This is a genomic window from Ruegeria sp. N4 (genome assembly GCF_056531425.1).
In genome coordinates, this window is sequence record NZ_JBQFLT010000005.1 from 48379 (window position 1) to 73082 (window position 24704).

Consider the following 24704-nt stretch of genomic DNA (forward strand, 5'->3'; position numbering starts at 1 on the left):
CTGTGGCGATTGTCAGGTCAGGAATTCCAACGCCTTTGCAAATACTTCCGGGTCGGCGTTTCCGCCGGATGCCACCACGATCACGGCGTCACCTTCGATCTCGTCTGTCCGGAACAGGGCCGAAGCCAGCGCCACGGCTCCGCCCGGTTCCAGCACGACTTTCAGGCGTAGGAAGGCCAAGGCCATGGTACGCAGCGCCTCGTCCTCGGTGATCGACAGGCCGGGGCCGCAAAGGCGTTTCAGAATCGGGAAGGTAATTTCACCCGGCTGCGGGGTCAGAATCGCATCGCAGATATTGCCCGAGGTCGCCGCGTTCTTCTGGATCAGCCCCGTTGCCAAAGAGCGTTTTACGTCATCGAACCCCTCGGGCTCACAAGGGCGGGGGCGCAGGTCGGGGGCGTGTTTCTCCAGCGCCAGCGCGATGCCCGAGGTCAAACCGCCACCGCCGCAACATACCAGCACATCAGCCTGAGTAACGCCCAACGCCTTGGCCTGACGTGCGATCTCAAGGCCCACCGTGCCTTGTCCGGCGATGACCTGAGGTTCGTCATAGGGGCGGATCAGGGTCAGCCCGCGATCCGAGGCAAAAGCCTCGCCAATCTCTTCACGGCTCTCGCTCGCGCGGTCATACAGCACCACTTCACCGCCCAAAGCGCGTGTGTTGATGATCTTCAACTGCGGCGCGTCCGAGGGCATGACGATCACCGACGCCACCCCATGTTTCGACGCCGCCATGGCAATGCCCTGCGCATGGTTGCCCGAGGAATAAGCGATCACCCCGCGTCGCCGTTGATCCGGTTCCAGCGCCGAGATGGCCGACCACGCGCCGCGAAATTTGAAGCTGCCGGTGTGTTGCAGGCACTCGGGCTTCACCAGAACACGTCGACCTGCGATCTGGTCCAGAAAGGGCGAGGTCAGAATCGGGGTTTCCCGAGCATGTCCATGCAGCCGTTCAGCGGCGGCTTCGATCAGTTCAATCGTACTCATGTCACACTCAGTACCCTGCGAATGATGTCTAAGGATTCGGGTTCATCCAGAAACGGGACATGCCCGCGATTCGGAATCTCGGCCGAAATCAAGCCGGGGTGGCGGTTGTGCATCTCGGTCAGCGTCTCGGCACCCAGAACATCCGAATTTGCGCCCCTCAGCACGCCCGTTGGAATGTCGCGCAGGGCTTCGAAGAACATCCACATGTCCGGGATCGCGCCGGTAGCCGCCTGTTCCAGCAAAGCCGTGCGCAAGGCAGGATCGTAGCGCAGGCTCAGGCCGTCAGAGGTTGCCGCGTACTGGATTTCGGCCTGCGCACGCCAGCGTTCGTATGGAACGCCCGGGAATTGCGGTTCCATCACGGATTGCAGGATCTTGGCGGCTTCGTCATAGGTTTTCGAAACCGGGGTCTTGCCGACGTAATCCATGATCTTGGCGATGCCCGCAGGTTCGATCACGGGGCCCACATCGTTCAGGATCACATGCGTCAAGCGTTCAGGGTGGCTGGCGGCAAGGGCCATGGCGATCAATCCGCCGCGTGACGTGCCCAGAATCGCAGCTTTCGGCACATCCAGATGATCCAGCAATTCGATCGCGTCGTGGGATTCGCGAAAGATGTTGTAGTTCATGAAATCCGGATCGTAATCGGACTGCCCGCGCCCCCGGTAGTCCATCATGATCAGGCGTTTGTCGCCAAGGTGCGGCTGCATAAAAGAAAAATCGCGGCTGTTTCGCGTCAATCCCGCCAGACACAGCACCGGTTGACCGGAGCCTGTATCCTCAAAATGAAGCCGCCTGCCGTCTGAGGTCGTGAAATCAGGCATCAAAGCCCCGCCAGTTCGGGGATCGAGGTCAGGTCGGACAGCACATGTGCGGGTGTCCAGGGCAGCCGGTCCATCGGTTCCCCGGCGCGGTTGACCCATGCGGTGACAAAGCCGTATCCGCTTGCCCCGGCAGCGTCCCAGCCGTTCGAACTGACGAACAAGACCTCGTCGCGGGCGCAGCCGAACCTGCCCTGCACCAGATCGTAGACTCGGACATGCGGCTTGAAGACACCAACACTTTCGACCGAAAGCACGTCGTCCAGAACGCCCTCGATCCCGGCCGATTTCACCGCGCCTTCCAGCATCGGGGGCGAGCCGTTGGACAAGATCGCCGTTTGCAGGCCGCCATCCTTGAGCGCCTTCAGCATGGCCGGAACTTCGGGGTAGGCTTGCAGTTCCCAGTACAGGTCCAGCAAACGCTGCCGCAGTTTGGCATCCCCTTGCAAACCGGCGGCTTCCAGCGACCAGTCCAGACCGTCCTGCGTCACATCCCAGAAATCGGCATGGGCATCGGCCACGGCCCGCAACCAGGTGTATTGCAACTGTTTCAGACGCCAATGCCCTGCAACCTCGGGCCAGGTGTCGCGCAATGCCTCAAAGCCGGGCTCGGATGCGGCCTGACGGGCGGCTGCGGCCACGTCGAACAACGTGCCATAGGCATCGAAGATACAAGTTGTGATTGCCATCTGCTCCCCTCCACATTCGGGCGCAGGTTGGCACACAAGGGCAGGGCGTTAAAGGGCGAAGGGTTTACATCATTGTGTAAGCCCCTAGGGTTGGCCGTTCAGTTCCCAAACGGCCCGGAGGCCCCAATGACCGACATCAAACAAGGCGACACGGTTCGCATCCACTACACCGGGACGCTGCTGGACGGAAACGTCTTTGACAGCTCGGACGGGCGCGATCCGCTGGAATTTGTCGTGGGTTCGGGCCAGATCATCCCCGGTCTGGACAGCGCCATGCCGGGGCTGGCGGTCGGGGACAAAAAACGGGTCGAGATTGCCTGCGTTGACGCTTATGGCCCGATCAACCCGGCGATGCGGCAGGTTATTCCTCGGGAAGGCATTCCGGATGACATTCCGCTTGAACCCGGTACGCAGTTGCAGATGCAAACCCCTGACGGTCAGGCGCTGCCGGTTATGGTGGTCGAGGCGAATGAGGCGACCGTGACGCTGGATGCCAACCATCCATTGGCCGGGCAGGACCTGATCTTCGAGATCGAGGTCGTCTCGGTCAACTGATCGTGGGGCTATCCCAGTAGGGCTTCGATCGCGCCGCGCACCTGCGGCTGCGTAAAGAACACGAACAGCACCAGCAGAGTGGTCAGGGTCAGCAACAGCACGCGGGCGCGTTGGCTCAGGAAGCCCGATTTGCGTCGGGCCGTCCGGGCATTGCTTGCGATGATCTGGTCAAATTTGCTCATGCTGCAATCCCTGCCGCTGAAAGATGGTTAAATCTTGGCGGCGGCAGGGAAAGATATGGTCACATGAAATCGGGCTGTGGCATTCCGAGCACGTGAAAACCGCCATCGACGCGGATAATCTCGCCCGATGTGCAGGCACCTGCGTCCGACGTCAGGTAAACCGCTGTCCCGCCAACAGCCTCCAGCGTGGCGTTCGAACGCATCGGTGCGTTCTGGTCGCAGAACTTGTAGGTCTTGCGCGCGCCGCCTATGGCCGCCCCCGCCAGCGTTTTCATCGGGCCGGGTGAAATGGCGTTCACGCGGATGCCTTCGGGGCCCAGATCATTGGCCAGATAGCGCGTTGCCGACTCCAGCGCGGCCTTGGCGACGCCCATGACGTTGTAGTTTGGAACAACCCGGTTCGACCCCTGGTAAGTCAGTGTCAGCAGCGAGCCGCCATTGTCCTTCATCATCGGATAGGCGCGGCGTGCGACTTCGACAAAGGAATAAGCCGAAACGTCCATCGAGTGCTTGAAGTTCGCCCGTGTGGTGTCCAGGAACCGGCCCGCCAGTTCCGACTTGTCGGAATAGGCAATTGCGTGAACCAGAAAATCAATCGTGGGCCAACGCGCGGCCAATTCTGCGAAGGCACGATCCAGCGAGGCGTCATCGGTGACATCCGCATCCACCATGAAATCGCTGCCAAGACTTTGGGCCAGCGGCGCCAACCGCTTGCCGAATGCCTCGCCCTGATAGGTGAATGCCAGCTCTGCGCCTGCTTCGTGCATGGCCTTGGCGATGCCCCACGCAATCGAGCGGTCATTGGCGACGCCCATGATCAGGCCGCGCTTACCCTTTAGAAGTTCCGACATCACATTCACCCGTTATACTTTGACAGAATCATGGATCCGTTGGTGCCGCCAAAGCCGAAGCTGTTGGTCATGACACTGTCCAGTCCTGCGTTTTCAACTGTTTTCGTTGCAATTTCACCGGGCAGGATGCCTTCGGCAAGTGTGTCGACATTGATCGACGGAGTAATAAAGTCGTTGTCCAGCATCAGCAGGCAGAAGATCGCCTCAAGCGCGCCAGCCGCGCCCTGCGCGTGGCCGGTCATCGACTTGGTCGAGGAAATCGGCGGCACGTTGCCTTCGCCAAAGATGCGGCGGACGGCTTCGACCTCACCCACGTCACCGACCGGGGTCGAGGTGCCGTGCGCGTTGATGTAGCCCACCTTGCGGCCCTCGGGCAGCGTATCCAGCGCCAGTCGCATGGCGCGTTCACCGCCTTCACCGGATGGGGCCACCATGTCGTGACCGTCCGAGGTGGCGGCATAGCCCGTGACCTCGGCATAGATCTTGGCACCGCGCGCCAGCGCATGTTCCAGCTCTTCCAGCACGACGATGCCGCCGCCGCCCGAGATCACGAATCCGTCGCGGTGTTCATCAAACGCGCGCGAGGCTTTTTTGGGCGTGTCATTGTATTTCGACGACATCGCGCCCATCGCGTCGAACAGGCAGGACAGGGTCCAGTCCAGTTCTTCGCCACCGCCTGCGAACATTACGTCCTGCTTGCCCAGCATGATCTGTTCCGCCGCGTTGCCAATGCAGTGCAGCGACGTCGAGCAGGCCGAGGTGATCGAGTAGTTGATACCCTTGATCTTGAACGCGGTCGCGAGGTTGGCGGAAATCGTCGAACACATGCATTTGGGAACCGCAAAGGGCCCGATCCGCTTGGTTGCGCCGGTTTTCAGAACCGTCTGATGCGCCGTCAGCATGGCGCTTGTGGATGGCCCGCCGGAACCGGCTACTAGACCCGTGCGCGGGTTGACCACCTGGTCTTCGCCCAACCCGGAATCGGCAATCGCCTGGCTCATGGCGATATGGGCATAGGCTGCGCCGGGGCCCATGAACCGCAGGGTGCGCTTGTCCACATGCTCGGCCACGTCGATCTTCAGCGTTCCGGCGATCTGGCTGCGAAAGCCGTGTTCGACCATCTGTTCGTTGGCTTCGATGCCGGGTTTGCCAGCTTTCAGCGAGGCCAGAACCTCTTGGGCATTGTTGCCGATAGAGGAGACGATCCCCAGACCGGTGACAACTACTCGACGCATGTGCGTGCTCCTTACATTCGGGCCGGTCAGGCTCAGGCTTCGGACAGAACGACTTTCATGTCTTTGACGTCGTAAATCATTTCACCGTCCGCTTCGACGATACCATCCGCGACGCCCATAGTCAGGCGGCGGGTCTGGATCGCCTTTTTGAAATCAATTTTGTATGTCAGCATCTTGCGGTCCGGGCGCACCATTCCGGTCAGCTTGACCTCGCCCACACCGACCGCCATGCCGCGCCCCTGCCAGCCGCGCCAGCCCAGGTTGAAGCCGGTCAGTTGCCACAAGCCGTCCAGACCAAGGCAGCCGGGCATGATCGGGTTGCCGGGGAAGTGACAGTCAAAGAACCAAAGGTCTGGCGTAATGTCGAACTCTGCCAGAACATGGCCTTTGCCATGCGCACCCCCGTCTGCCGAAATATCGGTGATCCGGTCCATCATCAGCATCGGCGGGGCGGGCAATTGCGCGTTGCCGGGGCCAAAAAGCTCGCCTCGGGCGCATTTCAGCAGATCGTCTTTGTCAAAGCTGCTCGGGAATTGGGCCATTCTTGCCGCCTCTCCTGCCAGGGGTCAGTTCGTTATATCTGGCCTCGTCTAACACCCGTATGCAAGGTCCTGCAAGAGCGGCAGGCCACGTCATGGTGTTCCAGCGACACTCTTTTCCCTGCACCCGCAAGGTTTTTGCGAATGAATTTCATTTGAAATTCCTGACCAAGCGACCCTATATATATAACCAGCAAGAACGGGTATCGGATTTATGACACCTCAGAGCCGGAACATAGCGACAAATTGGTTGGAAGGCGCGGGTTTGCGCCCGACGCGTCAGCGTGTGGCATTGGCCGAATTGCTGGTTGGGGACGGGCGTCATCGTCACGTGACAGCCGAAAGCCTGTTTGACTCGGCCAAGTCCAATGGCGACGCAGTGTCGCTGGCGACGGTCTACAACACCCTGCGTGCGTTTTGCGACGCCGGTGTTTTGCAGGAAATCACGGTGGACGGATCGAAAAGCTATTTCGACACCAACACGCATGACCACCCGCATTTCTTCTGGGAAGACGAGGGCCGCCTGAGCGATGCGCCATCAGAGCAACTGGTCATTCAACGCCTGCCCGAAGCCCCGGAAGGGGTCGAGATCGCCTCGGTCGACGTGGTTATCCGCTTGCGCAAAAAGCAGTGACCTAAAACGCTGTTAGTCTGTCCAGCAGGGTTTGCTCGGCCAGAGCGACTGTTGCATCGACCGGTCCTGTCCCGTGCCGGGCCGACACGACAGCCTCGGGCGCGTCTTTGTCTGTAATCGGAAGGCTGACCAAGGGCTTGGCGTCGTAGCTAAGCGCATTCGAAGGGCTGGCATAGCTGATCGCGATCCCCTCGCCATGTGCGGCAAGGCTGCGTTGAATCTCGAGCGTTGCGGCCCTGTGCGCGACCGTTGGGTGCAGCCCGTTTTGCCGGAACAGGGTCAGCACATGCTGCGCGGACAGGCCTTCCTTGGACAGAATAAGGGGGTCGTTTGCCAACCTTGCCAGCGACACAGTCCCAGCCGACGCCAGGGGATGATCCGGTGGGACAAGGGCGCAAGGCACAGAGTCGAACAGCTTTTGCCGGACGAAACCCGCATCCATGCCCGGATCATAGGTGATGGCAATGTCGATCTGTCCGTCGATGAGGCAGTCCTGCAATCCCTCGAAGCTTTCAACCCGGTAGGACACAGAAACATCCGGCATGACCGCCTTCAGGGCCTGCAACGCCGAGGCCAGATGGAAGGGGGCAAGATCGACGAAACAGCCCAACTTCAACTGGGATGAGCCCTGCGACACGGGCGAGGGGCCTTCGATCGCCGCCGCCGCGCTTACCAGCCCTTGTGCCTGTTCGATGAACCGGCGGCCCTGCGGCGTCAAAGCCATGGCCGCCCCGCGCCTGCGGGTGAACAGAGGATAGCCAAGATGCGATTCGACCCGCGTCAGCGCAGTGGACAGCGCCGGTTGCGAGACATTGAGGGCCTGAGCCGCCGCAGACAGGCTGCCATGACGCCCGATGGCGCAGACATATTCGTACTGGCGCAAGGAAATATATAACATCAGGTTATTTATAACTTCCAAAGATATGATTTGAACAGAAGGCATGGTTGGCATTTAACCGATGCAAACATCAAGGAGGTCGCCATGCCACATCCCCTCGTATCCAAAGAGATGATCGACACTTATCAGACCGACGGCGTTGTCCTGATAAAAGGGCTGTTTGCCGATCACGTGGATCAATTGCGCGACGGCGTGGCGGCGAACATGGCAGAGCCTGGGCCCTATGCCTCGGAGAACAGGAAAGAAGGTCAAACTGGCCTGTTCTTTGACGATTACTGCAACTGGACCCGAATTCCGCAGTTTCGCGAGGTGATTGAGAATTCTCCGGCGGCCGAAGTGGCGGCTGATCTGATGCAGTCGAACAGCGTGCAGATGTTCCACGATCATGTGCTGGTCAAAGAGCCCGGCACCTCGATGGCGACGCCCTGGCATCAGGACGGGCCGTATTACTTTGTCGAAGGGCAGCAGACCATCAGCTTCTGGTCACCGCTGGACCCGGTGAAACAGGCCACATTGCGTTGCGTTGCCGGATCGCATCGCTGGGAGAAAGAAGTTCTGCCGACCCGCTGGGTCAGTGAAGAGGGGTTCTTTCCGGATGAAGGCCAGTACATTCCCGTTCCCGATCCGGATGCCGAGGGCATGAAGGTTGTTGAGTTTGAGATGGAGCCGGGCGACGCCGTGGCCTTCAACTACCGCACGCTGCACGGTGCGCGTGGCAATCATTCGGACAGCCGCCGCAGGGCGTTCTCATTGCGGTTGGTTGGGGATGACGCGCGGTATGTGGACCGTCCGGGCCGGACCTCACCGCCATTTCCGGGGCATGACATGGTTCCGGGTCAGCGCCTGCGCGAGGATTGGTTCCCGGTCTTGCTGCAACGCTGATAGGGGGCTCTGCCCCCGCCGCGGCAAGCCGCGGCTCCCCCGGGATATTTTTGGCCAGATGAAGAGCGGATCAGAACCACTGGCCGGGCTCCATCAGACCCAGCTCCATCAACTGATCTGACCGCCATTGGAACGGAACCGAGTTGCGCCAGCGGAAGCTGGGGATGTCGAAGGTGGAGCCCGCATTGCTTTTCAGGGCTTTTGCAGCGCGGAACGAGCAGATCGCAGTCGTCAGGTTGTGATGCCAGGGGCAGGAATAGGTGTTGTATTCGGGCTGGTTGAATGTGTGGTCCGGTTGAAGCGTTAGCTCTTTTTCGGTCTTGAACAGGGCGATTCTGTCGATGCGGCGTCGTTCATAGGGGATATGGTCCTCGAACCGCCAACGCAGACCGCCGGACATGTCGAGTTGACGGTCGAGCGGTTGCCCCGTGGCGTCGTGGCGAGTGTGGGCATAGTAACCGGTGCTGTCGAGCATGGCGCTGTTCGGGGCGACGCCATTGGGGAATTGCGTCAGATCATCCGCGTACAGGTCGATCACATGGCATAGCATCGACGCGCGGCGTTCCTCGGTATGGAAGGCCAGCATCTCGCCCACGCTGCGCGTTTCGCAGAACGGGTAGAACAGGTACTCGGCATTGTAGCAGTAATACAGCCAGATACCCGGCGCGGCCTTTGTGATGCGGTTGACTGTGTCGAAGACAACGGACCCCGGGGCGCATTTCAATGTCACGCGATGCACTTGTTCGCTGATGGCCGCGCTCAGATCGAACTCGGCGGGCATGAAGGCGATCACGGATTTGAACCCGAGGCTCAGGTGGTGGTGCAGCGTGCTTTCGACCTCGACCTCATCCTCGGCAAAGACAAGCGCGACGGGACCTTTGCGCAGAGCGGTCTGACCCGATTTCAGGAAGGTATCGAGGGATTCGTACTGCATCGCCTGTTTTCGTTCGCGCCTTGCTGGAAAGTTCCGCCAAATTCGGGTAATTGCGCCCGCATTGCAAGCGGCGTTCGAAGCATATAGATGACGCCGATCCAGCGACTGCAAAGGCCCGATCCATGTCCGAACCGAAAAAGCTGTTTATCAAGACCTATGGCTGTCAGATGAACGTCTATGACAGCGAGCGCATGGCCGAGACGCTGGGCGGGCAGGGTTATGTCGAGACCAAGTCGGCGGACGATGCGGATATGATTCTGCTGAACACCTGTCACATCCGGGAAAAGGCGGCCGAGAAGGTGTATTCCGAACTGGGTCGGTTCAAGGGGCTGAAGGCCGAGAAACCCGATCTGAAAATTGGCGTTGCCGGGTGCGTGGCGCAGGCCGAGGGCGAAGAGATCATACGCCGTCAACCGTTGGTCGATCTGGTGGTTGGCCCGCAAAGCTATCACCGCTTGCCCGAGATGGAGGCCAAGACGCGTACCGGGGCCAAGGCGCTGGACACGGATTTCCCCGAAGAGGACAAGTTCGAGAAGCTGAAGAACCGCCCCAAGGCCAAGCGCGGCCCGACGGCGTTTTTGACAGTGCAGGAAGGCTGCGACAAGTTCTGTGCCTTTTGCGTCGTGCCCTATACCCGCGGGGCCGAGGTCAGCCGCCCGGCGGATCGTATCATCCGCGAAGCGCAGGATCTGGTGGAACGTGGGGTCCGCGAAATCACCCTGCTGGGTCAAAACGTCAACGCCTATCACGGGGCGGGCCAAAATGGCGACATGACGCTGGCCGGTCTGATCTGGGCGTTGAACAAGGTTGATGGGCTGGAGCGTATCCGCTTTACCACCTCGCACCCCAATGACATGGCGGATGATCTGATCGAGGCGCATGGCACCTGCGAGAAACTGATGCCGTATCTGCATTTGCCGGTTCAGTCGGGCTCGGACCGGATATTGAAACGGATGAACCGCAGCCACACGGCCGAAAGCTATCTGCGCCTGATCGAGCGTATCCGGGCGGCGCGTCCCGATATCGTGATGTCGGGTGACTTCATCGTCGGATTCCCGGAAGAAACCGAAGAGGATTTTCAGGCGACGCTGGATTTGGTTGAACAGGTCAAATACGGCTATGCCTATTCGTTCAAATACTCGACCCGACCGGGTACTCCGGCGGCAGAGCGGGCGCAGGTAGACCCGGATGCGGCCGATGATCGTTTACAGCGCTTGCAGGCCTTGATCACGCGCCATCAGCGCGAAATTCAGGATGCGATGGTGGGCCAAACGGTGCGTGTTCTGTTCGAAAAATCCGGGCGTCTTGATGGGCAGATGGTGGGTAAATCCGAGTATCTGCATTCGGTTCACGTCAAGGGCCCCGAAATAGCGGTTGGAGACCTGCGCGACGTTCGCATCACCGAATCGGGGGCAAATTCGCTGGCGGGTGAACTGCTTTAGGTTGACGATTATCCGTCGATGAAGAGCCAATTGTGGTGTTTGTTTCCAAAATTTACCCTTGATTTATTGCTTGGAACTATGTTCCGACGAAGGTCAGATTTTTGACAGACGAATATGGAAGCGTCTTTCAATTGTCGTTGGGCGTCGAATCACAGGCCTTGTCGACGTGTGATGGAGGGTACGAGTGGAAGTTCTTAGGGCATTGAAAATACCGGGTCCGTGGCGTGTTTTGCCGGTGGCCTCGGTCGTGACCATTCTGGCCAGTGCGACCATGGCGGGGGATGTGATCGGGGATATCACCGAACCGGATGTGGTCAGCCCGTTGCGTTACAGCAGCGATGTCCAAGCGTTCTACCTTGGATTGGGGGCAGGATACGGATCGGGCGGCGATGATCGCTTTGGCCTGAGGACCAGTACCGATGTTTTTGCGATTGGCGAACAGGACGTTAGCGGATCTTACGGTGAAATCCGCGGCGGTTGGCGGGGCGTTGTCCCGACAAGCCTGGGTCGAGACTATGTCTATGGGTTCGAGGTTGGCTACAATTTCGGTTCGTTGGATGACACTGTCTCAACGCAGATCGGCAGCGATACGGTGCGCGGCGGAACCGAGATTTCGAACGTGCTGTCCGTGCGCCTGCGAAATGGCCTGACCAACAAAAGCGGACGTATCCTGTATTTCGTGAGCGTTGGATATGTCTGGGGCGATATCGAAACCACCAGCAGTATCTCGTCCGAATTCGCCAGCCAGTCGTTTGAAGACTCGGACCGCCGTGGAGGATTCTCGGCCAGTATCGGGGCCGAGCATAAGTTGAACGACAATTGGTCGATCACCGGAGAGTATGAATATATCCGCTTCGACTCGCGCGATGTGGATCTCGGATCCGACTTTTCCACCAAATCCACGCCCGGATATCAGGGGCTGAAATTTGGCCTCAACTACACGTTCTGACACGGGTCCTTGATGTCCTTTCGTGCTGGCCGGTTGGCGGTTTTGTCATCCGAATCGGAATTTTTGAATCTGTGGCTTGCGCCCACCAAGATTTGTTGTCTACGCTCGGGGTGAAACGCCAAGACAGGAGAACGGATTGGCCATCGGTGCCCTGACCCCACCGCAAGATGAAATGCCCCAGCGCGAGGCGTTTGTAGAGTTTCCCGATAACCGTTTGTTGATTGATCTTTGCGGCGAATATGACCGCAATCTGACCGACATCGAACACAAGCTGTCCGTGCAGATCGTGCGCCGTGGCAACCAGTTGGTTGTGATGGGCGAAGAGGATGCTCAGAAGCAGGCGATTGAGGTTTTGCAGTCGCTTTATGCCCGTCTGGAGGGTGGCCGCGACGTCGAAGCCGCCGATGTGGACCGCGAATTGCGCATGGGCAATTCCGAACAGGGCACGGGCAGTCGCGACGGCGATCAGCTTGAGATGTTCAAGGGCGGCGCGGTTGAGATCAAGACGCGCAAGAAACTGGTCGAGCCGCGTACGGATGCGCAAAAAGCCTATGTGCAATCGCTGTTCAACAACGAATTGGCCTTTGGCATCGGGCCGGCGGGGACCGGCAAGACCTATCTGGCCGTGGCCGTTGGCGTGTCGATGTTCCTTGGGGGACACGTGGATCGCATCATCCTTAGCCGTCCTGCCGTCGAGGCGGGCGAAAAGCTGGGCTATCTGCCCGGCGATATGAAGGACAAGGTCGATCCCTATATGCAGCCGCTTTATGACGCGCTGAACGACTTCCTGCCGGGCAAGCAGCTGGCGAAACTGATCGAGGAAAAGCGAATCGAGATCGCTCCGCTGGCGTTCATGCGCGGTCGCACGCTGGCCAATGCGTTTGTGGTGCTGGATGAGGCGCAGAACGCCACGACCATGCAGATGAAGATGTTCCTGACGCGATTGGGCGAGGGCAGCCGCATGGTCATCACCGGCGACCGGTCGCAGGTCGATCTGCCGCGCGGCGTGCAATCGGGGCTGGCCGATGCCGAACGGCTGCTGAAGACCATTCCGAATATCAGTTTCAACTACTTCACGTCCAAGGATGTGGTGCGCCACCCGCTTGTCGCCGCCATTATCGAAGCGTATGAGGCCGATGCGGGCCGTGAGACAGGTTGATCCATGGCCCCAAGACGGGGCTTTGGGCTGACAACATGAACCTGGAAATAACAATCGAAGATCCACGTTGGCAGGGGCTGGAGGCGTTGGTCAAGCCAGCCATTGCGACGGGTCTGGACCATTGCGCGTTGGACGCCGAAATCTGCGAGATCAGCGTTCTGGGCTGCGATGACGACCGCATCGCCCAGCTCAACGCTGAGTTCCGGGGCAAACCCACGCCCACGAATGTGCTCAGTTGGCCTGCCGAGGATCTTGCCGCCGAGGAGCCGGGCGGCAAACCCGACCGGCCCGAGCCGGATTTCACTGGCGAAATCGCGTTGGGTGACATCGCGATCTCATATGACACCTGCGCGCGCGAGGCTGCCGAGGCGGGGAAATCCGCAGATGATCACGTGACACATCTGATCATTCACGGAATGTTGCATTTGCTGGGCTATGATCACATTCGTGACCCGGATGCCACCTTGATGGAGGCTGTTGAGGTCGAGATACTTGGCAAACTGGGTATCGATAACCCATATAATGGATGAAGCGGGTACTTTCACCCGGACAATTGGAACAGGAAAATGGGCGACACAGACGGCAGTTCTAGGGCGGCGCACAGCGCGCAACCACAGGACAGCACCACGGAAATAGCTGAGAGAAGCGGTTTCTTTTCTCGGATTTTTGACGCGTTTACCGGTCAGGACGAAGATCAGGAAAGTTCTGTCAACGGCCAGCAGGTCGCGGCCCATCAGCCCCGAGGCATGATCAACCTGCGCCGGATGCGGGTCGAAGATGTTGCGATCCCCACGGCCGAGATCATCTCGGTTCCGTCGACAACCACCAAGGACGAGTTGGCGCAGCTGTTCCGCGAAAGCGGCCTGTCACGCATACCGGTCTATGAAGGAACGTTGGACACGCCGCTTGGGTTTGTTCACCTCAAGGATTTCGCGCTGACGCATGGGTTCAACGGCGGATCGGCCGAGTTCGATCTGGTGTCAATGCTGCGCACCTTGCTGTTTGTGCCGCCGTCGATGCCGATCGGTGTGCTGATGACCAAGATGCAAACCGAACGCCGACACATGGCGCTTGTGATCGATGAATATGGCGGCGTCGATGGTCTGGTCACCATCGAGGATCTGATCGAACAGGTCGTGGGTGAGATTGCCGACGAGCATGATGCCGACGAAGATCAGCTATGGGTTCAGGAAAAACCCGGCTGCTACATCGTTCAGGCCCGCGTGCCGCTTGAGGATTTCGAGGCCGAGATCGGCCGGTCCCTGACCAGCCACGAGGATGTGGACGAGGAAGAAATCGACACTTTGGGCGGTCTTGTGTTCCTGCTGTCGGGTCGCGTGCCTGCACGGGGCGAGGTTGTCCTGCACCCAGAAGGCCCCGAGTTCGAGGTTCTGGACGCCGATCCCCGGCGCATCAAACGCCTGCGTGTCATGCTGCCGGACGTGACTGCATGACCCCTGTCCGGGGCTGGCCCTTCAGCCTGAGGTTTGTTGCAGCCGCCGCGTTAGGGGCGCTGGGCGCATTTGGTCTGGCCCCTTTCGGGTACTGGGTCGCCACTCTGCTGGCTTTTGTGCTAATCGCGCCGCTGTTTCTGGCATCTGAAACCCGCGCTCGTGCGGCTTGGTTGGGCTGGGCTTTTGCGACCGGATATTTCGCCCATGCGCTAAGCTGGATTATCGAGCCGTTTCAGGTGGATGCAGAACGCCACGCCTGGATGGCCCCATTCGCTCTTGTCTTCATGGCGGGTGGGTTGGCGCTGTTTTGGGCGGCGGCGTTCTGGGTCTCGCACGGGCGCGGGATCGCAATGCGTCAGGCCCTGTTGTTGGCTTTGGCCCTGTCGCTTGCCGAGTTTGCGCGGGGATATGTGCTGACCGGATTTCCTTGGGCTGGGTTGGCTCAGGTCTGGATCGATACGCCTGCAGCGCAGCTTTTGTCCTTGATTGGGCCTTACGGTCTAGGGGCGCTGATGCTGATGGTGACGCTACCTTTTGGTGCGGCGCTGACGGGCCAGCGAACCGGGCGTGGGTTTCTTGTGCCCGCCGTTTTTGTTGTGGCAAGCGTTGCGTTGACACTGGGCTATGCCGGTTCAAGGCCATCTGTTCTGAACACCGAAAACACAGTGCGGCTGGTCCAGCCAAACGCGCCTCAGCACCAAAAATGGGACCCGGCTTACGCGCCCCTGTTCTTCCTGCGGCAGATCGAGTTCACCGCGGCCGAGCCGCGGCCCGATCTGATTGTCTGGCCGGAAACCGCGGTTCCCGCATGGCTCAGCAGCGCCGATCCATATCTCGAAGCCATTGCCGATGCGGCGCAGGGCACGCCCGTCGTGCTGGGCATTCAGCGCGGAGACGGCCCGCGGATCTATAACTCGATGATCTATCTCGATGAGGTCGGCGCGCGGACAGGGCTCTATGACAAGCACCATCTTGCCCCGTTTGGGGAATACATCCCGTTTGGCGATCTGCTCGGCCAGTTCGGCATTCACGGTCTGGCTGCAACGACGGGCCACGGCTTCAGCGCCGGTCCGGGGCCAGAACTGTTAGACATTGGCGCCTTGGGCCGTGCCGTGCCGCTGATCTGTTACGAGGCCGTGTTCCCGCAGGACGTCAACGACGCGCCGGGGCGGGCGGATTTCCTGTTGCAGATCACCAATGATGCGTGGTTCGGCACCCGGTCCGGCCCCTACCAGCATTTGGTGCAGGCTCGTATGCGCGCCATTGAACAAGGCCTGCCCCTGATGCGCGCCGCCAATACCGGAGTGTCGGCAATGATCGATCCGCTGGGCCGGGTTACCGCGTCCTTGCCCTTGGGTGAGGCGGGCTATGTCGATGCCGTTTTGCCACAACCGCAGGCTCGGACCATTTATTCCCAAATCGGGGATAAAGCTGTCTTTGTCGCGCTATTGTTGCTTTTTTCCGGTGTCTTGGCCTTTGCCCGCAGGGGGCGATCTGAATTACCGATTGACCCGGTTTAACAAGGCGCGTATCCCCGCAAAAGCCTGTCACAACGGCTTCCTGGCGTGACAGAGAAATCTTAATGGAGCACTTTTATGTCCAGACAGAACTATACATTTACTTCGGAATCGGTTTCCGAAGGGCACCCGGATAAGGTTTGCGACCGGATCTCGGATGCCGTCCTTGACGCATTTCTGAATGAAGAACCCGAAGCACGCGTGGCGTGCGAAACCTTTGCGACCACTGATCGTGTCGTGATTGGTGGCGAAGTAGGCCTGTCTGATCAGGAAAAGCTGCACGACTATATGGGCCGCATCGACGAGATCGCACGCGCCTGTATCAAGGATATCGGCTACGAGCAGGACAAGTTCCACCACGAGACGGTCGAGGTGACGAACCTGCTGCATGAACAATCGGCCCATATCGCGCAGGGCGTGGATGCCTCGGGCGATAAAGACGAAGGTGCTGGTGATCAGGGCATCATGTTCGGTTACGCAACGACCGAGACGCCCGCGCTTATGCCCGCGCCGATCCAGTATTCCCATGCGATCCTGCGGCGTCTGGCCGAGGTGCGCAAAAACGGGTCCGAGCCCGCCCTGGGCCCTGACGCCAAATCGCAGCTGTCGGTTGTGTATCGCGACGGTAAACCGGTTGGCGTCAGCTCGATCGTGCTGTCGACCCAGCATCTGGACGAGGCGCTAAGCTCTGCCGACATCCGCGCCATTGTTGAGCCTTACATTCGTGAAACTCTGCCCGAAGGGTGGTTGAACAACGAAACCGAATGGCACGTGAACCCCACGGGTAAGTTCGTGATCGGCGGCCCCGATGGCGATGCCGGTCTGACCGGGCGCAAGATCATCGTGGATACCTATGGCGGCGCGGCCCCGCATGGCGGCGGCGCGTTCTCGGGCAAAGACCCGACCAAAGTGGACCGCTCGGCTGCATATGCGGCCCGTTATCTGGCGAAGAACGTGGTTGCCGCGGGTATGGCCGAACGCTGCACTATTCAGCTCAGCTATGCGATTGGCGTTTCCAAGCCGTTGTCGATCTACGCGGACACGCATGGTACAGGGGAAATCTCGGATGCCGAGATCGAGCAGGCCGTTGGGCAGGTCATGGACCTGACCCCACGCGGTATTCGCCAGCATCTGCAACTGAACAAGCCGATCTACCAGCGTACCGCAGCCTATGGCCATTTCGGGCGCACACCTGATGCTGATGGCGGTTTCAGCTGGGAACGGACCGACCTGACGGATGCGTTGAAAGCGGCGGTCTGACTTTCTGCTATCAAAAGGTGCGCCCTGACGGGCGCGCTCTTCTTTTTTTGAAATATCTCGGCGGTCGCTATCGGTTGCGCCATTGGTCCGAGAAACCAAGGGCGACGGGCTTGCCCCCACCTCTGCCTCTTGCCACTCGTGAGTTGTCACAGTAAGGCGACCGCCATGAGCACCGAGACCCCCCAACGCCCCCGCAGAAACTTCTATGGCCGCTTCAAGGGGAAGACCCTGAAGCAGAGCCAGAAGACGTATCTGAACGAAGACCTCGACGCCCTGTCGCCCGGCGCGGTGGATTGGGAAAGCAATCCTGAACGCCACCCTCTGGACCTGAATACCCTGTTCGGTGGCAAGGATGTCTGGCTTGAGGTCGGCTTTGGCGGCGGTGAGCATCTGGTGCATCAGGCCGCGAGCAATCCGGATATCGGGATCATCGGGGCCGAACCCTATATCAACGGCGTCGCCATGTTGCTGGGCAAGATCCGTAAGGCCGGGGTTGAAAACCTGGCCGTACATCCCGGCGATGCCCGCGACCTGTTCGACGTTTTGCCTGAGGCGAGTATCTCACGCGCCTTCCTGCTGTATCCCGACCCCTGGCCCAAAACCCGGCATCACCGCCGCCGCTTTGTCACGCCCGAGCATCTGGAACCTCTGGCCCGCGCCCTGAAGTCGGGGTCGATCTTCCGGGTTGCGACCGACATTCCCGATTATGTTCGCCAGACGCTTGAGGAAGTCCCCCGCGCAGGGTTCGAATGGCTGGCCGAGCGCCCCTCGGACTGGCGCGAGCCGTGGGACGACTGGATTTCCACCCGGTACGAACAGAAGGCGCTGCGCGAAGGGCGTACGCCCCACTATCTGACGTTCCGTCGACTGGGTTAGCTGTCGTTCAGCGCAGGGAATGCACGCCCTTTGGCAAACCATGCGATCCCAAAGGCCCATAAGGCGATGGCCTCGACAATGAAGGTCAGGTTCAGGCTGTTCCACCATTTAAGGAAACCCGGCCCGCCGATTTCGCCTTTGATCGCCAGCACCGCGACGCAGGCCAGAATGGTCAATCCGCAAATGCTGTAAAGCTTGTTGCGCCGCCGCTTGCTGTCGATCATCACGCCGTCCTTCTCGTGCCGTTGCGGGATGACCCGTTTCAGCACGATCAGGCAGTAGAGACCCAGATAGACGAACAGAATGCCTGCGGCGATCATGTGCCAGTTGCTGGCGGTGCTGAACAGGTTGAAAAAGCCTTGATCCGGTGCCTGTCCGACCTTGATGGGCGGGGCGTTCTTAACCTCGACAAAGACGCGCGACAGGAATGTCTGATGGCTTTCGCAGCCGCTGTCTAATGTGGGGACTGAGGCAACGATAAAAGCGCCGAACCCGGCGACGCTGCTCAGCGTGTCCTCAAAGAATGTATCACCTGTATAGGCGATCAGGAATCCACCAACGAAATAAAGCAACCCGACAAAGATCGCCCCCAGAAACTGGGCATAGTAAAAATGGCTGATACTGTCGCGAAAGCAGCTGCCGCCAAAGACTGCCCCGCCAGCCAGAATCAACGGCAGGCCGAAGGCAACGAGGCCGACAAGGAAAGCCAGCCTTTGTTCAATCTTGCTTTCAGGGCGCAGTGGATCTTTGGGGTGAAACAGGTCTCGGGGCCCTCGGGCCATCAGGGGTAAGGCGTCGGCCATGGCGTGTTCCTTCAATGTCAGGTTCAAAAATCAATCAAATCGAATGGCGGTATTGTAGCACCGAAGCGGCGTTTCTCACAGAATTAGCCGTTCGCCGGACCAAAGCGGCGTTTTGCGGGACCTTTGACGCTGGACCAACCGGTCCCAATTCGCTAAGCGGCTTGGGCACTGATAGCGCAAAAGGAGCCCCCATGTCCGGACACGGTACGCCCATTCCGATGACTTCGCATCCCTGCGGTCCGCTGACCGGTACTGCCGAAGTCCCCGGCGACAAGTCGATCTCGCACCGGTCCTTGATTTTGGGCGCGATGGCGGTTGGTGAGACAAAGATCTCGGGCCTTCTGGAGGGTGAGGACGTTCTGGACACCGCCAAGGCCATGCGCGCCTTCGGGGCCGAGGTGACGGATCATGGCGGTGGCGAATGGACCGTTCATGGCGTGGGCGTCGGCGGTTTTGCTGAACCCGATCAGGTGATCGACTGCGGCAACTCGGGCACCGGCGTGCGGCTGATCATGGGCGCGATGGCAACCTGTCCGATCACGGCGACATTCACCGGCGATGCCAGCCTGAATAAACGCCCGATGGCGCGGGTTACGGATCCTCTGGCGCTGTTCGGGGCGCAATCGGTGGGCCGCTCGGGTGGGCGTTTGCCGATGACTATTGTGGGTGCGGCAGAGCCTGTGCCGGTGCGCTATGAGGTTCCTGTGCCTTCGGCGCAGGTGAAGTCAGCTGTTCTGTTGGCCGGTCTGAACGCGCCCGGCAAGACCGTGGTGATCGAGCAAGAGGCCACGCGCGACCATTCCGAACGGATGCTGGCGGGCTTCGGGGCTGAAATCACGGTTGAGGACACCGATGAGGGGCGGGTCATCACCCTGACCGGTCGTCCCGAGTTGAAACCGCAGGTCATTGCCGTGCCGCGTGACCCCTCCAGCGCGGCCTTCCCGGTCTGCGCGGCGCTGATCACGCCCGGTTCGGACGTGCTGGTTCCGGGTATCGGTCTGAACCCGACCCGCGCGGGCCTGTTCACCACGCTGCGCGAAATGGGTGCGGACCTGACCTATGAGAATGAGCGTGAAGAGGGCGGCGAGCCGGTTGCCGATCTGCGCGCGAAATACTCTCCGAATATGCAGGGGATCGAGGTCCCGCCCGAGCGCGCGGCGTCGATGATCGACGAATACCCGGTGCTGTCCGTCGTTGCGGCCAACGCCACCGGCACCACCATGATGGGCGGCGTGAAAGAACTGCGCGTCAAGGAAAGCGATCGGATCGACGCGATGGCGCGCGGCCTGCGGGCCAACGGCGTCACGGTGAACGAAGGCGACGACTGGTGGTCGGTCGAGGGGCTGGGCATCGGCAAAGCCCTCGGCGGTGGCACCTGTGAGAGCTTTCTGGATCACCGCATCGCCATGTCATTCATGATCCTTGGGATGGGCGCCAAAAGCCCTGTGACGGTCGATGATGCGGGCCCGATTGCGACCTCGTTCCCGATCTTCGAGCCTTTGATGGCGCGCCTTGGGGCGCAGCTTGTCAGAAACAACCGGTAAGTCGGACCATGACCCAAAGTTTCACTGTTGCGATTGACGGCCCCGCTGCGGCAGGCAAGGGCACAGTATCAAAGGCCGTCGCGGCGCATTTCGGGTTTGCGCATCTGGATACGGGGCTTCTGTACCGCGCGGTTGGCCGCCGTACGCTGCAGGGCGTGGAGGCTGTGGAAGCGGCGCAGTCCCTGACGGCAGAAGAACTGGATCAGGGCGATCTGCGCACGGCTGACATTGCTCAGGCCGCGTCCAAAGTGGCTGTGATCCCCGAGGTGCGAGCCGCATTGGTTGATTTCCAGCGCGCCTTTGCCCGGCGGGCAGGGGGTGCGGTTCTGGACGGGCGTGACATTGGTACCGTGATTTGCCCACAGGCCGAGGTGAAACTGTTCATCACTGCCAGCCCCGAGGTACGGGCGGAACGGCGGTTTCTGGAACTTCACGCCAAAGGGGCCGACGTGACGCGGGCACAGGTGCTCGAGGATGTGCGCGAGCGCGATGCCCGCGACGCCGAACGCAGCACAGCCCCGATGAAAGCGGCGGATGATGCCGTTCTTCTGGATACGTCCGACCTGAGCATCGACGAAGCCCTGGCCGAGGCGCTTGCGGTGATAACACAGAAACTGCCCGCGATACGGTAGCGACGCGGGCAGTTCGGTCAGATTACAATTCGCCCACGGCGATGCTTTGAATCTTTGACCACTGATCGTCAGCAGTTTTTGCCGTTCCAGCAACATCTTTCAGGAAGGCGGCGCGGGTTTCGGCGTTCAGGAACAGATACAGCTTGCCATCTGTGACCAGATATTGATCCGGGTCGCCGTCGAACTTCTTGCCGACCGAAACACCAAACGAGCAGAAGCCACCATGTTGCGGCAGGAAGGCGGCGGGGTTGGCCTCGAACGCTTCGCGGTTTGCGGCGGTGATAAAGTAGTAGGACGCCCCGTCATAGGTGGCGGAATGGGTTGCAAAACCTTCGACCGGGTTGCCGTCATTGACCAACGCAACAAGGTCGACGCCGTGGGCGGCCAATGGCGCTCCGGCAGCGGAGATGCCGTTGGACACATTGATTTCATCTGCCGCAAAAGCGGGTGCGGCGGCCAGCGGCAGGGTTGCGATCAGAGAGGCCAAAACAAGTTTCTTCATGGTGTAGTCCTTTTCATTTTCAGTTTCGGGCCGAACCGGGTGTCGGCCTGTGAAACAGACATAGAGGCGGGGTTTTGAACGCGTTATCGCAGAAAGGCCCGCGTTTCTTGCAGATCGTTCAAACCTGCGGGCCTTGCATAAAATCCTGTTCACTAAGCTTTGTTTGGTCAGGGTCTGTCGCAGCGCCTATGGTTGGCTGGACACTTGCAGGAGATTGATCATGATCCGCCTCGCCCTTGCGCTGATGTTACTGGCCGGAAGTCTTGCCGCCCAAGAGGCTGAGCCTCCGATGGATTATGAAAGGCTGGGCAAGATCCTGTTTGCCCTGGACCCCGAGGCGCAGCCGATTGGGCCGGGGTTCCAGCTTACAATCTCGGACGTGCCGGTTCTGGTTGTAACCGATGTCAGCACCAACCGGATGCGTGCGATGGTGGCGGTTCGCAGTGCCGATGAGCTGTCGAAAGAGGAACTTCACCGCATGATGCAGGCCAATTTCGACACCGCTCTTGATGCCCGTTATGCGATTGCCAACGGAACCGTTTGGGCGACGTTCATCCACCCGCTTGCATCCTTGCAAAAGGACCAGCTGATCTCGGGTCTGGCGCAGACGGTGAATATCGCCGCGACCTATGGCACATCCTACACCGGCGGCGCGATTCAATTCGGTGGCGGCGACAGCGATGAGTTGCAGCGGCAGCTGATCGAGGATCTGCTGAAGAAGGGCGAGGAAATCTAGGGGTTTACGTTGAACTTGATGCTTGTCGCTTGCAGCGTTCACAGGTCCGGGCAGTGTGGGAACCCCCAACAAAATATAGCGTCATAGACCCTAGCTGGACACAAGAAAGATGCTATAGTCTCCCATAGCAAAAAAGGGACAGCTGCTACAAAAACCCCAAACAATAAGGGGTAGCAGCCATAAAATCCCCCAAGCCAACAGGGACAGAAATACATGAACAATCGTTTGCGCAAAATCACCATCGTGGGTGGCGGCACGGCGGGATGGATGACCGCGCTTATCCTCGAAATGGTGCTTTCCCGCACATCCGCCCCCAAAGACCGCCCGCGCATCTGCCTGATCGAAAGCCCCAATATCTCGACCGTGGGTGTGGGCGAGGCGACGGTTCCGCGCATGCCGGTCACATTGCGTCAGGCGGGTATTTCCGAGCGTGACTTTTTCCGTGAAACCAATGCCTCGTTCAAGCTGGGCGTGAAGTTCTGCAACTGGAACAAAGACGCCAAGGGCAATCGGATCGACTACGTAAACCCCTTTGCCCATGGGCAGTTGCTTGAGGGGTTGGAGGCCGCCGAGTATTTCCTGCGTTTTGGCAATGGGGATCGGGACTTTACGCAATCGATCTCACCTCATGACGATCTGGCCCGTCTGTGCAAGGGCGCGCGGGCCTTGGGGCAGCCGGAATTCGAGCAGCGCTTTGGCTATGCCTATCATCTGGATGCCGTGAAATTTGCAGGCATGCTGACTAAGGTCTGCACCAAGCGCGGCGTCGAACATATTCAGGATGAGGTGCAGGCGGTCGAACTGGACGAGCAGGGCAATGTCAGCCACCTGATGCTGGAACGCAAGGGCCGCCATGACGTCGAGATGGTCATAGATTGCACCGGCTTCCGCGGATTGATCATCAATCAGGCCCTCGGCGAGCCGTTCAAGGACTACTCTGAATACCTGCCGAATGATCGCGCCATGGCGTTGCAGGTCGAACATCCCGATCCGGAAAAGATCGAAAGCGTCACGCGGTCGACTGCATTGGGTGCGGGCTGGACGTGGCGGGTGCCGCTCTATAACCGTGTGGGCACCGGATATGTGTATTCGTCGGCGCATCGGACCGATGATCAGGCGGCGGATGAATACCTTGAATGGCTGGGCGACAGCGGCAAAGGTCTGACGCCGCGCGTCATCCCGATGCGCGTCGGGCGCGTGCGCAATGCCTGGGTCAAGAACTGCGTCGCCATCGGCCTGTCCGGTGGATTCATCGAGCCGCTGGAAAGCACCGCGATCCACATGATCGACCACGCCGTCCGCTGGTTTGCCGAGCATCTGCCCACGCGGGACATCGAGCCGCAGTTGCGCGACAGATACAATCGGCAGGTGAACAAGCTGTATGACGAGGTTCTGGATTTCATCTGTCTGCATTACCGGTTGGGCAACCGCACGGATGACCAATACTGGATCGACGCGCGTACCGAGATGAAAATCCCGGATCGACTGGCCGAGAATCTGGAATTGTGGCAGCACCGCCTGCCGATGGAGCACGATATCGAATTCGCAACGCTGTTCAATTTCCGCGTCTATCAGACGGTGCTTTTGGGCAAACAGGTCTATGATACGGGATATGGCACCGGCATTCGGGATCGTATTCGTCCGTTGAAAAAGCCGATCTGGTTCCAGTGGTGGAAGGGCGCGAAAGTGGACCTTGCGCAGATCCTCAAGACGATGCCGGACCACAAGACCCTGCTGCGCGACATCCGGGGTGAGTTGAAGCGACCTGCCTTTGACAAGGCCGTTGCGGCGAAACCAACCGTGGCGATGCCCGGTACGACTCCGGCGCCGCTGGTGGTGCAGAACATGCCGAACCTTGCCGAGATTCAACGCGGCGAGAAGGACTTGCAGTTGTTCTAGCAAGCCCTTCGATTTTGCGAAAAACCAAGATGATGGCGGTTTACGCCGGTACAGGCACCGGCGTCCGCTCACCCAGCAGATAGCGGATCACATCGACGTAGTCGAAGGCCAGCAAGATCACGATTGTCAGCAGGGCGAAGCGAATGATCCATCGGGGCGGCGTCGGCATATCGGCGCGGGCCTGTTGGAACCACAGGTAAATGGCCAGCGGCGTCCAGAACGGGATATGGCCCAGCCCCATCAGCCGCACATAGCCCATCTGAGTGAAGATAAACTTGACCCCCAGCGCCGCCAGCATGGTGCCGACGACCGTGACAACCGCAACAAGGCGCGATTGCCGCCAGATCAGCAGCGCAAAGGGCAGGATAAAGGCCCCGAGGGCCAGGACTTTCATCCAGATCTGGATCCACTGGGGCTGCTGTGAAACGATAAGGTCGAACTCTCCCATGGGGCGACGGCTCCTTGTCTTGTTGTGATTGACCGTCAGGTGCCGTGTCCCGCCAGCAGGGGCAACCGGCCATGCGCGGCATCAAGCAATTGTGAAACCGGCGGGTTCGGGCATGTCTTCGGGCGCGGATGGCTTTCGACTTGCGGGACCGGACCCAACCCGCTATAGAGCACCCGTCTTAACACGGGCGGTCAACGTCCGGATGACGTATCTGAGCAGGGCCGGGTCACCTCGGCCCTTTGTGTTTGTGTAATCGGATGCGCCCCGGATCACGCC

At 59.8% G+C, this 24704-nt stretch carries 27 protein-coding genes and 1 riboswitch; of the genes, 15 read left to right on the plus strand and 12 right to left on the minus strand.

Annotation, left to right across the window (positions count from 1 at the left end; all coding sequences use genetic code 11):
- Positions 1-12: 12 nt before the first annotated feature.
- Genes ACR0LW_RS09630 through ACR0LW_RS09640 form a run of 3 tightly spaced genes read right to left on the minus strand, consistent with a single transcriptional unit; the run spans position 13 to position 2497 of the window.
- Positions 13-987 (minus strand): threonine ammonia-lyase, encoded by a 975-nt coding sequence (locus ACR0LW_RS09630; protein WP_480882472.1) that lies wholly within the window; start codon positions 985-987, stop codon positions 13-15.
- A complete protein-coding gene (locus ACR0LW_RS09635; RefSeq protein ID WP_480882473.1) occupies positions 984-1811 on the minus strand; it encodes an alpha/beta fold hydrolase in 828 nt (275 codons plus the stop codon). Before ACR0LW_RS09635 ends, ACR0LW_RS09630 begins: the two co-directional genes overlap by 4 nt.
- Positions 1811-2497, minus strand: a complete 687-nt coding sequence (locus ACR0LW_RS09640) for a haloacid dehalogenase type II (protein WP_480882475.1) — start codon at positions 2495-2497, stop codon at positions 1811-1813. Before ACR0LW_RS09640 ends, ACR0LW_RS09635 begins: the two co-directional genes overlap by 1 nt.
- 126 nt (positions 2498-2623) lie before the next feature.
- On the opposite strand from ACR0LW_RS09640, the gene ACR0LW_RS09645 reads away from it, so the two are divergent.
- Positions 2624-3052 (plus strand): FKBP-type peptidyl-prolyl cis-trans isomerase, encoded by a 429-nt coding sequence (locus ACR0LW_RS09645; protein ID WP_170623842.1) that lies wholly within the window; start codon positions 2624-2626, stop codon positions 3050-3052.
- Positions 3053-3060: 8 nt separating this feature from the next.
- On the opposite strand, the gene ACR0LW_RS09650 is transcribed toward ACR0LW_RS09645, so the two are convergent.
- The 4 genes from ACR0LW_RS09650 to fabA are packed head-to-tail and all read right to left on the minus strand — an operon-like array spanning position 3061 to position 5862.
- Positions 3061-3234 carry a hypothetical protein gene (locus ACR0LW_RS09650; RefSeq protein ID WP_170454464.1) on the minus strand — a complete coding sequence of 58 codons (174 nt, stop codon included), beginning with the start codon at positions 3232-3234 and terminating at the stop codon, positions 3061-3063.
- Positions 3235-3293: 59 nt separating this feature from the next.
- Positions 3294-4085: an enoyl-ACP reductase FabI gene (locus tag ACR0LW_RS09655; protein WP_480882476.1), complete on the minus strand. Its 792-nt coding sequence runs from the start codon at positions 4083-4085 to the stop codon at positions 3294-3296.
- Positions 4086-4090: 5 nt separating this feature from the next.
- Positions 4091-5320, minus strand: a complete 1230-nt coding sequence (gene fabB, locus ACR0LW_RS09660; protein ID WP_480882478.1) for a beta-ketoacyl-ACP synthase I — start codon at positions 5318-5320, stop codon at positions 4091-4093.
- A 32-nt stretch (positions 5321-5352) separates the two neighbouring features.
- Complete coding sequence (fabA, locus tag ACR0LW_RS09665; RefSeq protein WP_170326986.1) at positions 5353-5862, minus strand: bifunctional 3-hydroxydecanoyl-ACP dehydratase/trans-2-decenoyl-ACP isomerase; 510 nt, start codon at positions 5860-5862, stop codon at positions 5353-5355.
- A gap of 211 nt (positions 5863-6073) precedes the next feature.
- Between fabA and irrA the strand changes: the two genes are divergently transcribed.
- Entirely contained in the window at positions 6074-6493 is a 420-nt protein-coding gene (gene irrA / locus ACR0LW_RS09670; RefSeq protein WP_170454458.1) for an iron response transcriptional regulator IrrA, read from the plus strand.
- A 1-nt stretch (position 6494) separates the two neighbouring features.
- Here the strand turns inward: irrA and ACR0LW_RS09675 are convergent, their stop codons facing one another.
- Positions 6495-7376: a LysR family transcriptional regulator gene (locus ACR0LW_RS09675; RefSeq protein WP_480882480.1), complete on the minus strand. Its 882-nt coding sequence runs from the start codon at positions 7374-7376 to the stop codon at positions 6495-6497.
- 99 nt (positions 7377-7475) lie between these two features.
- Here ACR0LW_RS09675 and ACR0LW_RS09680 point away from each other — a divergent pair, with 99 nt between their 5' ends.
- Positions 7476-8273, plus strand: a complete 798-nt coding sequence (locus tag ACR0LW_RS09680; protein WP_170623837.1) for a phytanoyl-CoA dioxygenase family protein — start codon at positions 7476-7478, stop codon at positions 8271-8273.
- A gap of 70 nt (positions 8274-8343) precedes the next feature.
- Here ACR0LW_RS09680 and ACR0LW_RS09685 read toward each other — a convergent pair whose 3' ends face one another.
- Complete coding sequence (locus ACR0LW_RS09685; protein WP_480580056.1) at positions 8344-9207, minus strand: glycosyltransferase family 2 protein; 864 nt, start codon at positions 9205-9207, stop codon at positions 8344-8346.
- A gap of 122 nt (positions 9208-9329) precedes the next feature.
- Here ACR0LW_RS09685 and miaB point away from each other — a divergent pair, with 122 nt between their 5' ends.
- The 8 genes from miaB to trmB all read left to right on the plus strand — a co-directional run bounded on the left by miaB (position 9330) and on the right by trmB (position 17864).
- Positions 9330-10649, plus strand: coding sequence for a tRNA (N6-isopentenyl adenosine(37)-C2)-methylthiotransferase MiaB (miaB, locus tag ACR0LW_RS09690; protein ID WP_480781443.1), 1320 nt, complete (start codon positions 9330-9332; stop codon positions 10647-10649).
- Positions 10650-10851: 202 nt separating this feature from the next.
- Positions 10852-11598 carry an outer membrane protein gene (locus ACR0LW_RS09695; RefSeq protein WP_480882483.1) on the plus strand — a complete coding sequence of 249 codons (747 nt, stop codon included), beginning with the start codon at positions 10852-10854 and terminating at the stop codon, positions 11596-11598.
- A 136-nt stretch (positions 11599-11734) separates the two neighbouring features.
- A complete protein-coding gene (locus tag ACR0LW_RS09700) occupies positions 11735-12757 on the plus strand; it encodes a PhoH family protein (RefSeq protein WP_170520443.1) in 1023 nt (340 codons plus the stop codon).
- 35 nt (positions 12758-12792) lie between these two features.
- Positions 12793-13287, plus strand: a complete 495-nt coding sequence (gene ybeY, locus ACR0LW_RS09705; protein WP_480882485.1) for an rRNA maturation RNase YbeY — start codon at positions 12793-12795, stop codon at positions 13285-13287.
- Between the two features lie 36 nt (positions 13288-13323).
- Positions 13324-14211, plus strand: a complete 888-nt coding sequence (locus tag ACR0LW_RS09710; protein WP_170454429.1) for a hemolysin family protein — start codon at positions 13324-13326, stop codon at positions 14209-14211.
- Complete coding sequence (gene lnt / locus ACR0LW_RS09715) at positions 14208-15731, plus strand: apolipoprotein N-acyltransferase (protein ID WP_480882486.1); 1524 nt, start codon at positions 14208-14210, stop codon at positions 15729-15731. The genes ACR0LW_RS09710 and lnt overlap by 4 nt, the downstream gene beginning before the upstream one ends.
- A 21-nt stretch (positions 15732-15752) precedes the next feature.
- A riboswitch (SAM-SAH riboswitch) is annotated at positions 15753-15801 on the plus strand.
- Positions 15802-15806: 5 nt separating this feature from the next.
- On the plus strand, positions 15807-16988 hold the full coding sequence (metK, locus tag ACR0LW_RS09720) for a methionine adenosyltransferase (RefSeq protein WP_480580071.1): 1182 nt from the start codon (positions 15807-15809) through the stop codon (positions 16986-16988).
- A 165-nt stretch (positions 16989-17153) separates the two neighbouring features.
- Positions 17154-17864, plus strand: coding sequence for a tRNA (guanine(46)-N(7))-methyltransferase TrmB (gene trmB, locus ACR0LW_RS09725; protein WP_480882488.1), 711 nt, complete (start codon positions 17154-17156; stop codon positions 17862-17864).
- Here the strand turns inward: trmB and ACR0LW_RS09730 are convergent.
- Entirely contained in the window at positions 17861-18667 is an 807-nt protein-coding gene (locus ACR0LW_RS09730; protein WP_480580078.1) for a hypothetical protein, read from the minus strand. The genes trmB and ACR0LW_RS09730 overlap by 4 nt on opposite strands.
- Positions 18668-18858: 191 nt before the next feature.
- On the opposite strand from ACR0LW_RS09730, the gene aroA reads away from it, so the two are divergent.
- Both aroA and ACR0LW_RS09740 read left to right on the plus strand, forming a co-directional pair.
- Positions 18859-20211 (plus strand): 3-phosphoshikimate 1-carboxyvinyltransferase, encoded by a 1353-nt coding sequence (gene aroA, locus ACR0LW_RS09735; RefSeq protein ID WP_480882490.1) that lies wholly within the window; start codon positions 18859-18861, stop codon positions 20209-20211.
- A gap of 8 nt (positions 20212-20219) precedes the next feature.
- Complete coding sequence (locus tag ACR0LW_RS09740; protein ID WP_480882492.1) at positions 20220-20843, plus strand: (d)CMP kinase; 624 nt, start codon at positions 20220-20222, stop codon at positions 20841-20843.
- 22 nt (positions 20844-20865) lie between these two features.
- Here ACR0LW_RS09740 and ACR0LW_RS09745 read toward each other — a convergent pair whose 3' ends face one another.
- On the minus strand, positions 20866-21345 hold the full coding sequence (locus ACR0LW_RS09745; RefSeq protein WP_480882493.1) for a YHS domain-containing (seleno)protein: 480 nt from the start codon (positions 21343-21345) through the stop codon (positions 20866-20868).
- A 220-nt stretch (positions 21346-21565) separates the two neighbouring features.
- On the opposite strand from ACR0LW_RS09745, the gene ACR0LW_RS09750 reads away from it, so the two are divergent.
- Together ACR0LW_RS09750 and ACR0LW_RS09755 are read left to right on the plus strand one after the other, a co-directional pair.
- Positions 21566-22081 (plus strand): hypothetical protein, encoded by a 516-nt coding sequence (locus ACR0LW_RS09750; protein ID WP_170454415.1) that lies wholly within the window; start codon positions 21566-21568, stop codon positions 22079-22081.
- A 213-nt stretch (positions 22082-22294) separates the two neighbouring features.
- Complete coding sequence (locus ACR0LW_RS09755) at positions 22295-23980, plus strand: tryptophan halogenase family protein (RefSeq protein WP_480882495.1); 1686 nt, start codon at positions 22295-22297, stop codon at positions 23978-23980.
- Positions 23981-24020: 40 nt separating this feature from the next.
- Here ACR0LW_RS09755 and ACR0LW_RS09760 read toward each other — a convergent pair whose 3' ends face one another.
- Positions 24021-24428 carry a hypothetical protein gene (locus ACR0LW_RS09760; protein WP_480882497.1) on the minus strand — a complete coding sequence of 136 codons (408 nt, stop codon included), beginning with the start codon at positions 24426-24428 and terminating at the stop codon, positions 24021-24023.
- Positions 24429-24704 lie beyond the last annotated feature (276 nt).

Excerpts from the sequence above, each read along its gene's own strand:
- ACR0LW_RS09630 (WP_480882472.1), bottom strand. The coding sequence starts at position 987 with ATGAGTACGATTGAACTGATCGAAGCCGCCGCTGAACGGCTGCATGGA.
- ACR0LW_RS09635 (WP_480882473.1), bottom strand. The coding sequence starts at position 1,811 with ATGCCTGATTTCACGACCTCAGACGGCAGGCGGCTTCATTTTGAGGAT.
- ACR0LW_RS09640 (WP_480882475.1), bottom strand. The coding sequence starts at position 2,497 with ATGGCAATCACAACTTGTATCTTCGATGCCTATGGCACGTTGTTCGAC.
- ACR0LW_RS09645 (WP_170623842.1), top strand. The coding sequence starts at position 2,624 with ATGACCGACATCAAACAAGGCGACACGGTTCGCATCCACTACACCGGG.
- ACR0LW_RS09650 (WP_170454464.1), bottom strand. The coding sequence starts at position 3,234 with ATGAGCAAATTTGACCAGATCATCGCAAGCAATGCCCGGACGGCCCGA.
- ACR0LW_RS09655 (WP_480882476.1), bottom strand. The coding sequence starts at position 4,085 with ATGTCGGAACTTCTAAAGGGTAAGCGCGGCCTGATCATGGGCGTCGCC.
- fabB (WP_480882478.1), bottom strand. The coding sequence starts at position 5,320 with ATGCGTCGAGTAGTTGTCACCGGTCTGGGGATCGTCTCCTCTATCGGC.
- fabA (WP_170326986.1), bottom strand. The coding sequence starts at position 5,862 with ATGGCCCAATTCCCGAGCAGCTTTGACAAAGACGATCTGCTGAAATGC.
- irrA (WP_170454458.1), top strand. The coding sequence starts at position 6,074 with ATGACACCTCAGAGCCGGAACATAGCGACAAATTGGTTGGAAGGCGCG.
- ACR0LW_RS09680 (WP_170623837.1), top strand. The coding sequence starts at position 7,476 with ATGCCACATCCCCTCGTATCCAAAGAGATGATCGACACTTATCAGACC.
- ACR0LW_RS09685 (WP_480580056.1), bottom strand. The coding sequence starts at position 9,207 with ATGCAGTACGAATCCCTCGATACCTTCCTGAAATCGGGTCAGACCGCT.
- miaB (WP_480781443.1), top strand. The coding sequence starts at position 9,330 with ATGTCCGAACCGAAAAAGCTGTTTATCAAGACCTATGGCTGTCAGATG.
- ybeY (WP_480882485.1), top strand. The coding sequence starts at position 12,793 with ATGAACCTGGAAATAACAATCGAAGATCCACGTTGGCAGGGGCTGGAG.
- ACR0LW_RS09710 (WP_170454429.1), top strand. The coding sequence starts at position 13,324 with ATGGGCGACACAGACGGCAGTTCTAGGGCGGCGCACAGCGCGCAACCA.
- lnt (WP_480882486.1), top strand. The coding sequence starts at position 14,208 with ATGACCCCTGTCCGGGGCTGGCCCTTCAGCCTGAGGTTTGTTGCAGCC.
- metK (WP_480580071.1), top strand. The coding sequence starts at position 15,807 with ATGTCCAGACAGAACTATACATTTACTTCGGAATCGGTTTCCGAAGGG.
- trmB (WP_480882488.1), top strand. The coding sequence starts at position 17,154 with ATGAGCACCGAGACCCCCCAACGCCCCCGCAGAAACTTCTATGGCCGC.
- ACR0LW_RS09730 (WP_480580078.1), bottom strand. The coding sequence starts at position 18,667 with ATGGCCGACGCCTTACCCCTGATGGCCCGAGGGCCCCGAGACCTGTTT.
- aroA (WP_480882490.1), top strand. The coding sequence starts at position 18,859 with ATGTCCGGACACGGTACGCCCATTCCGATGACTTCGCATCCCTGCGGT.
- ACR0LW_RS09740 (WP_480882492.1), top strand. The coding sequence starts at position 20,220 with ATGACCCAAAGTTTCACTGTTGCGATTGACGGCCCCGCTGCGGCAGGC.
- ACR0LW_RS09745 (WP_480882493.1), bottom strand. The coding sequence starts at position 21,345 with ATGAAGAAACTTGTTTTGGCCTCTCTGATCGCAACCCTGCCGCTGGCC.
- ACR0LW_RS09750 (WP_170454415.1), top strand. The coding sequence starts at position 21,566 with ATGATCCGCCTCGCCCTTGCGCTGATGTTACTGGCCGGAAGTCTTGCC.
- ACR0LW_RS09755 (WP_480882495.1), top strand. The coding sequence starts at position 22,295 with ATGAACAATCGTTTGCGCAAAATCACCATCGTGGGTGGCGGCACGGCG.
- ACR0LW_RS09760 (WP_480882497.1), bottom strand. The coding sequence starts at position 24,428 with ATGGGAGAGTTCGACCTTATCGTTTCACAGCAGCCCCAGTGGATCCAG.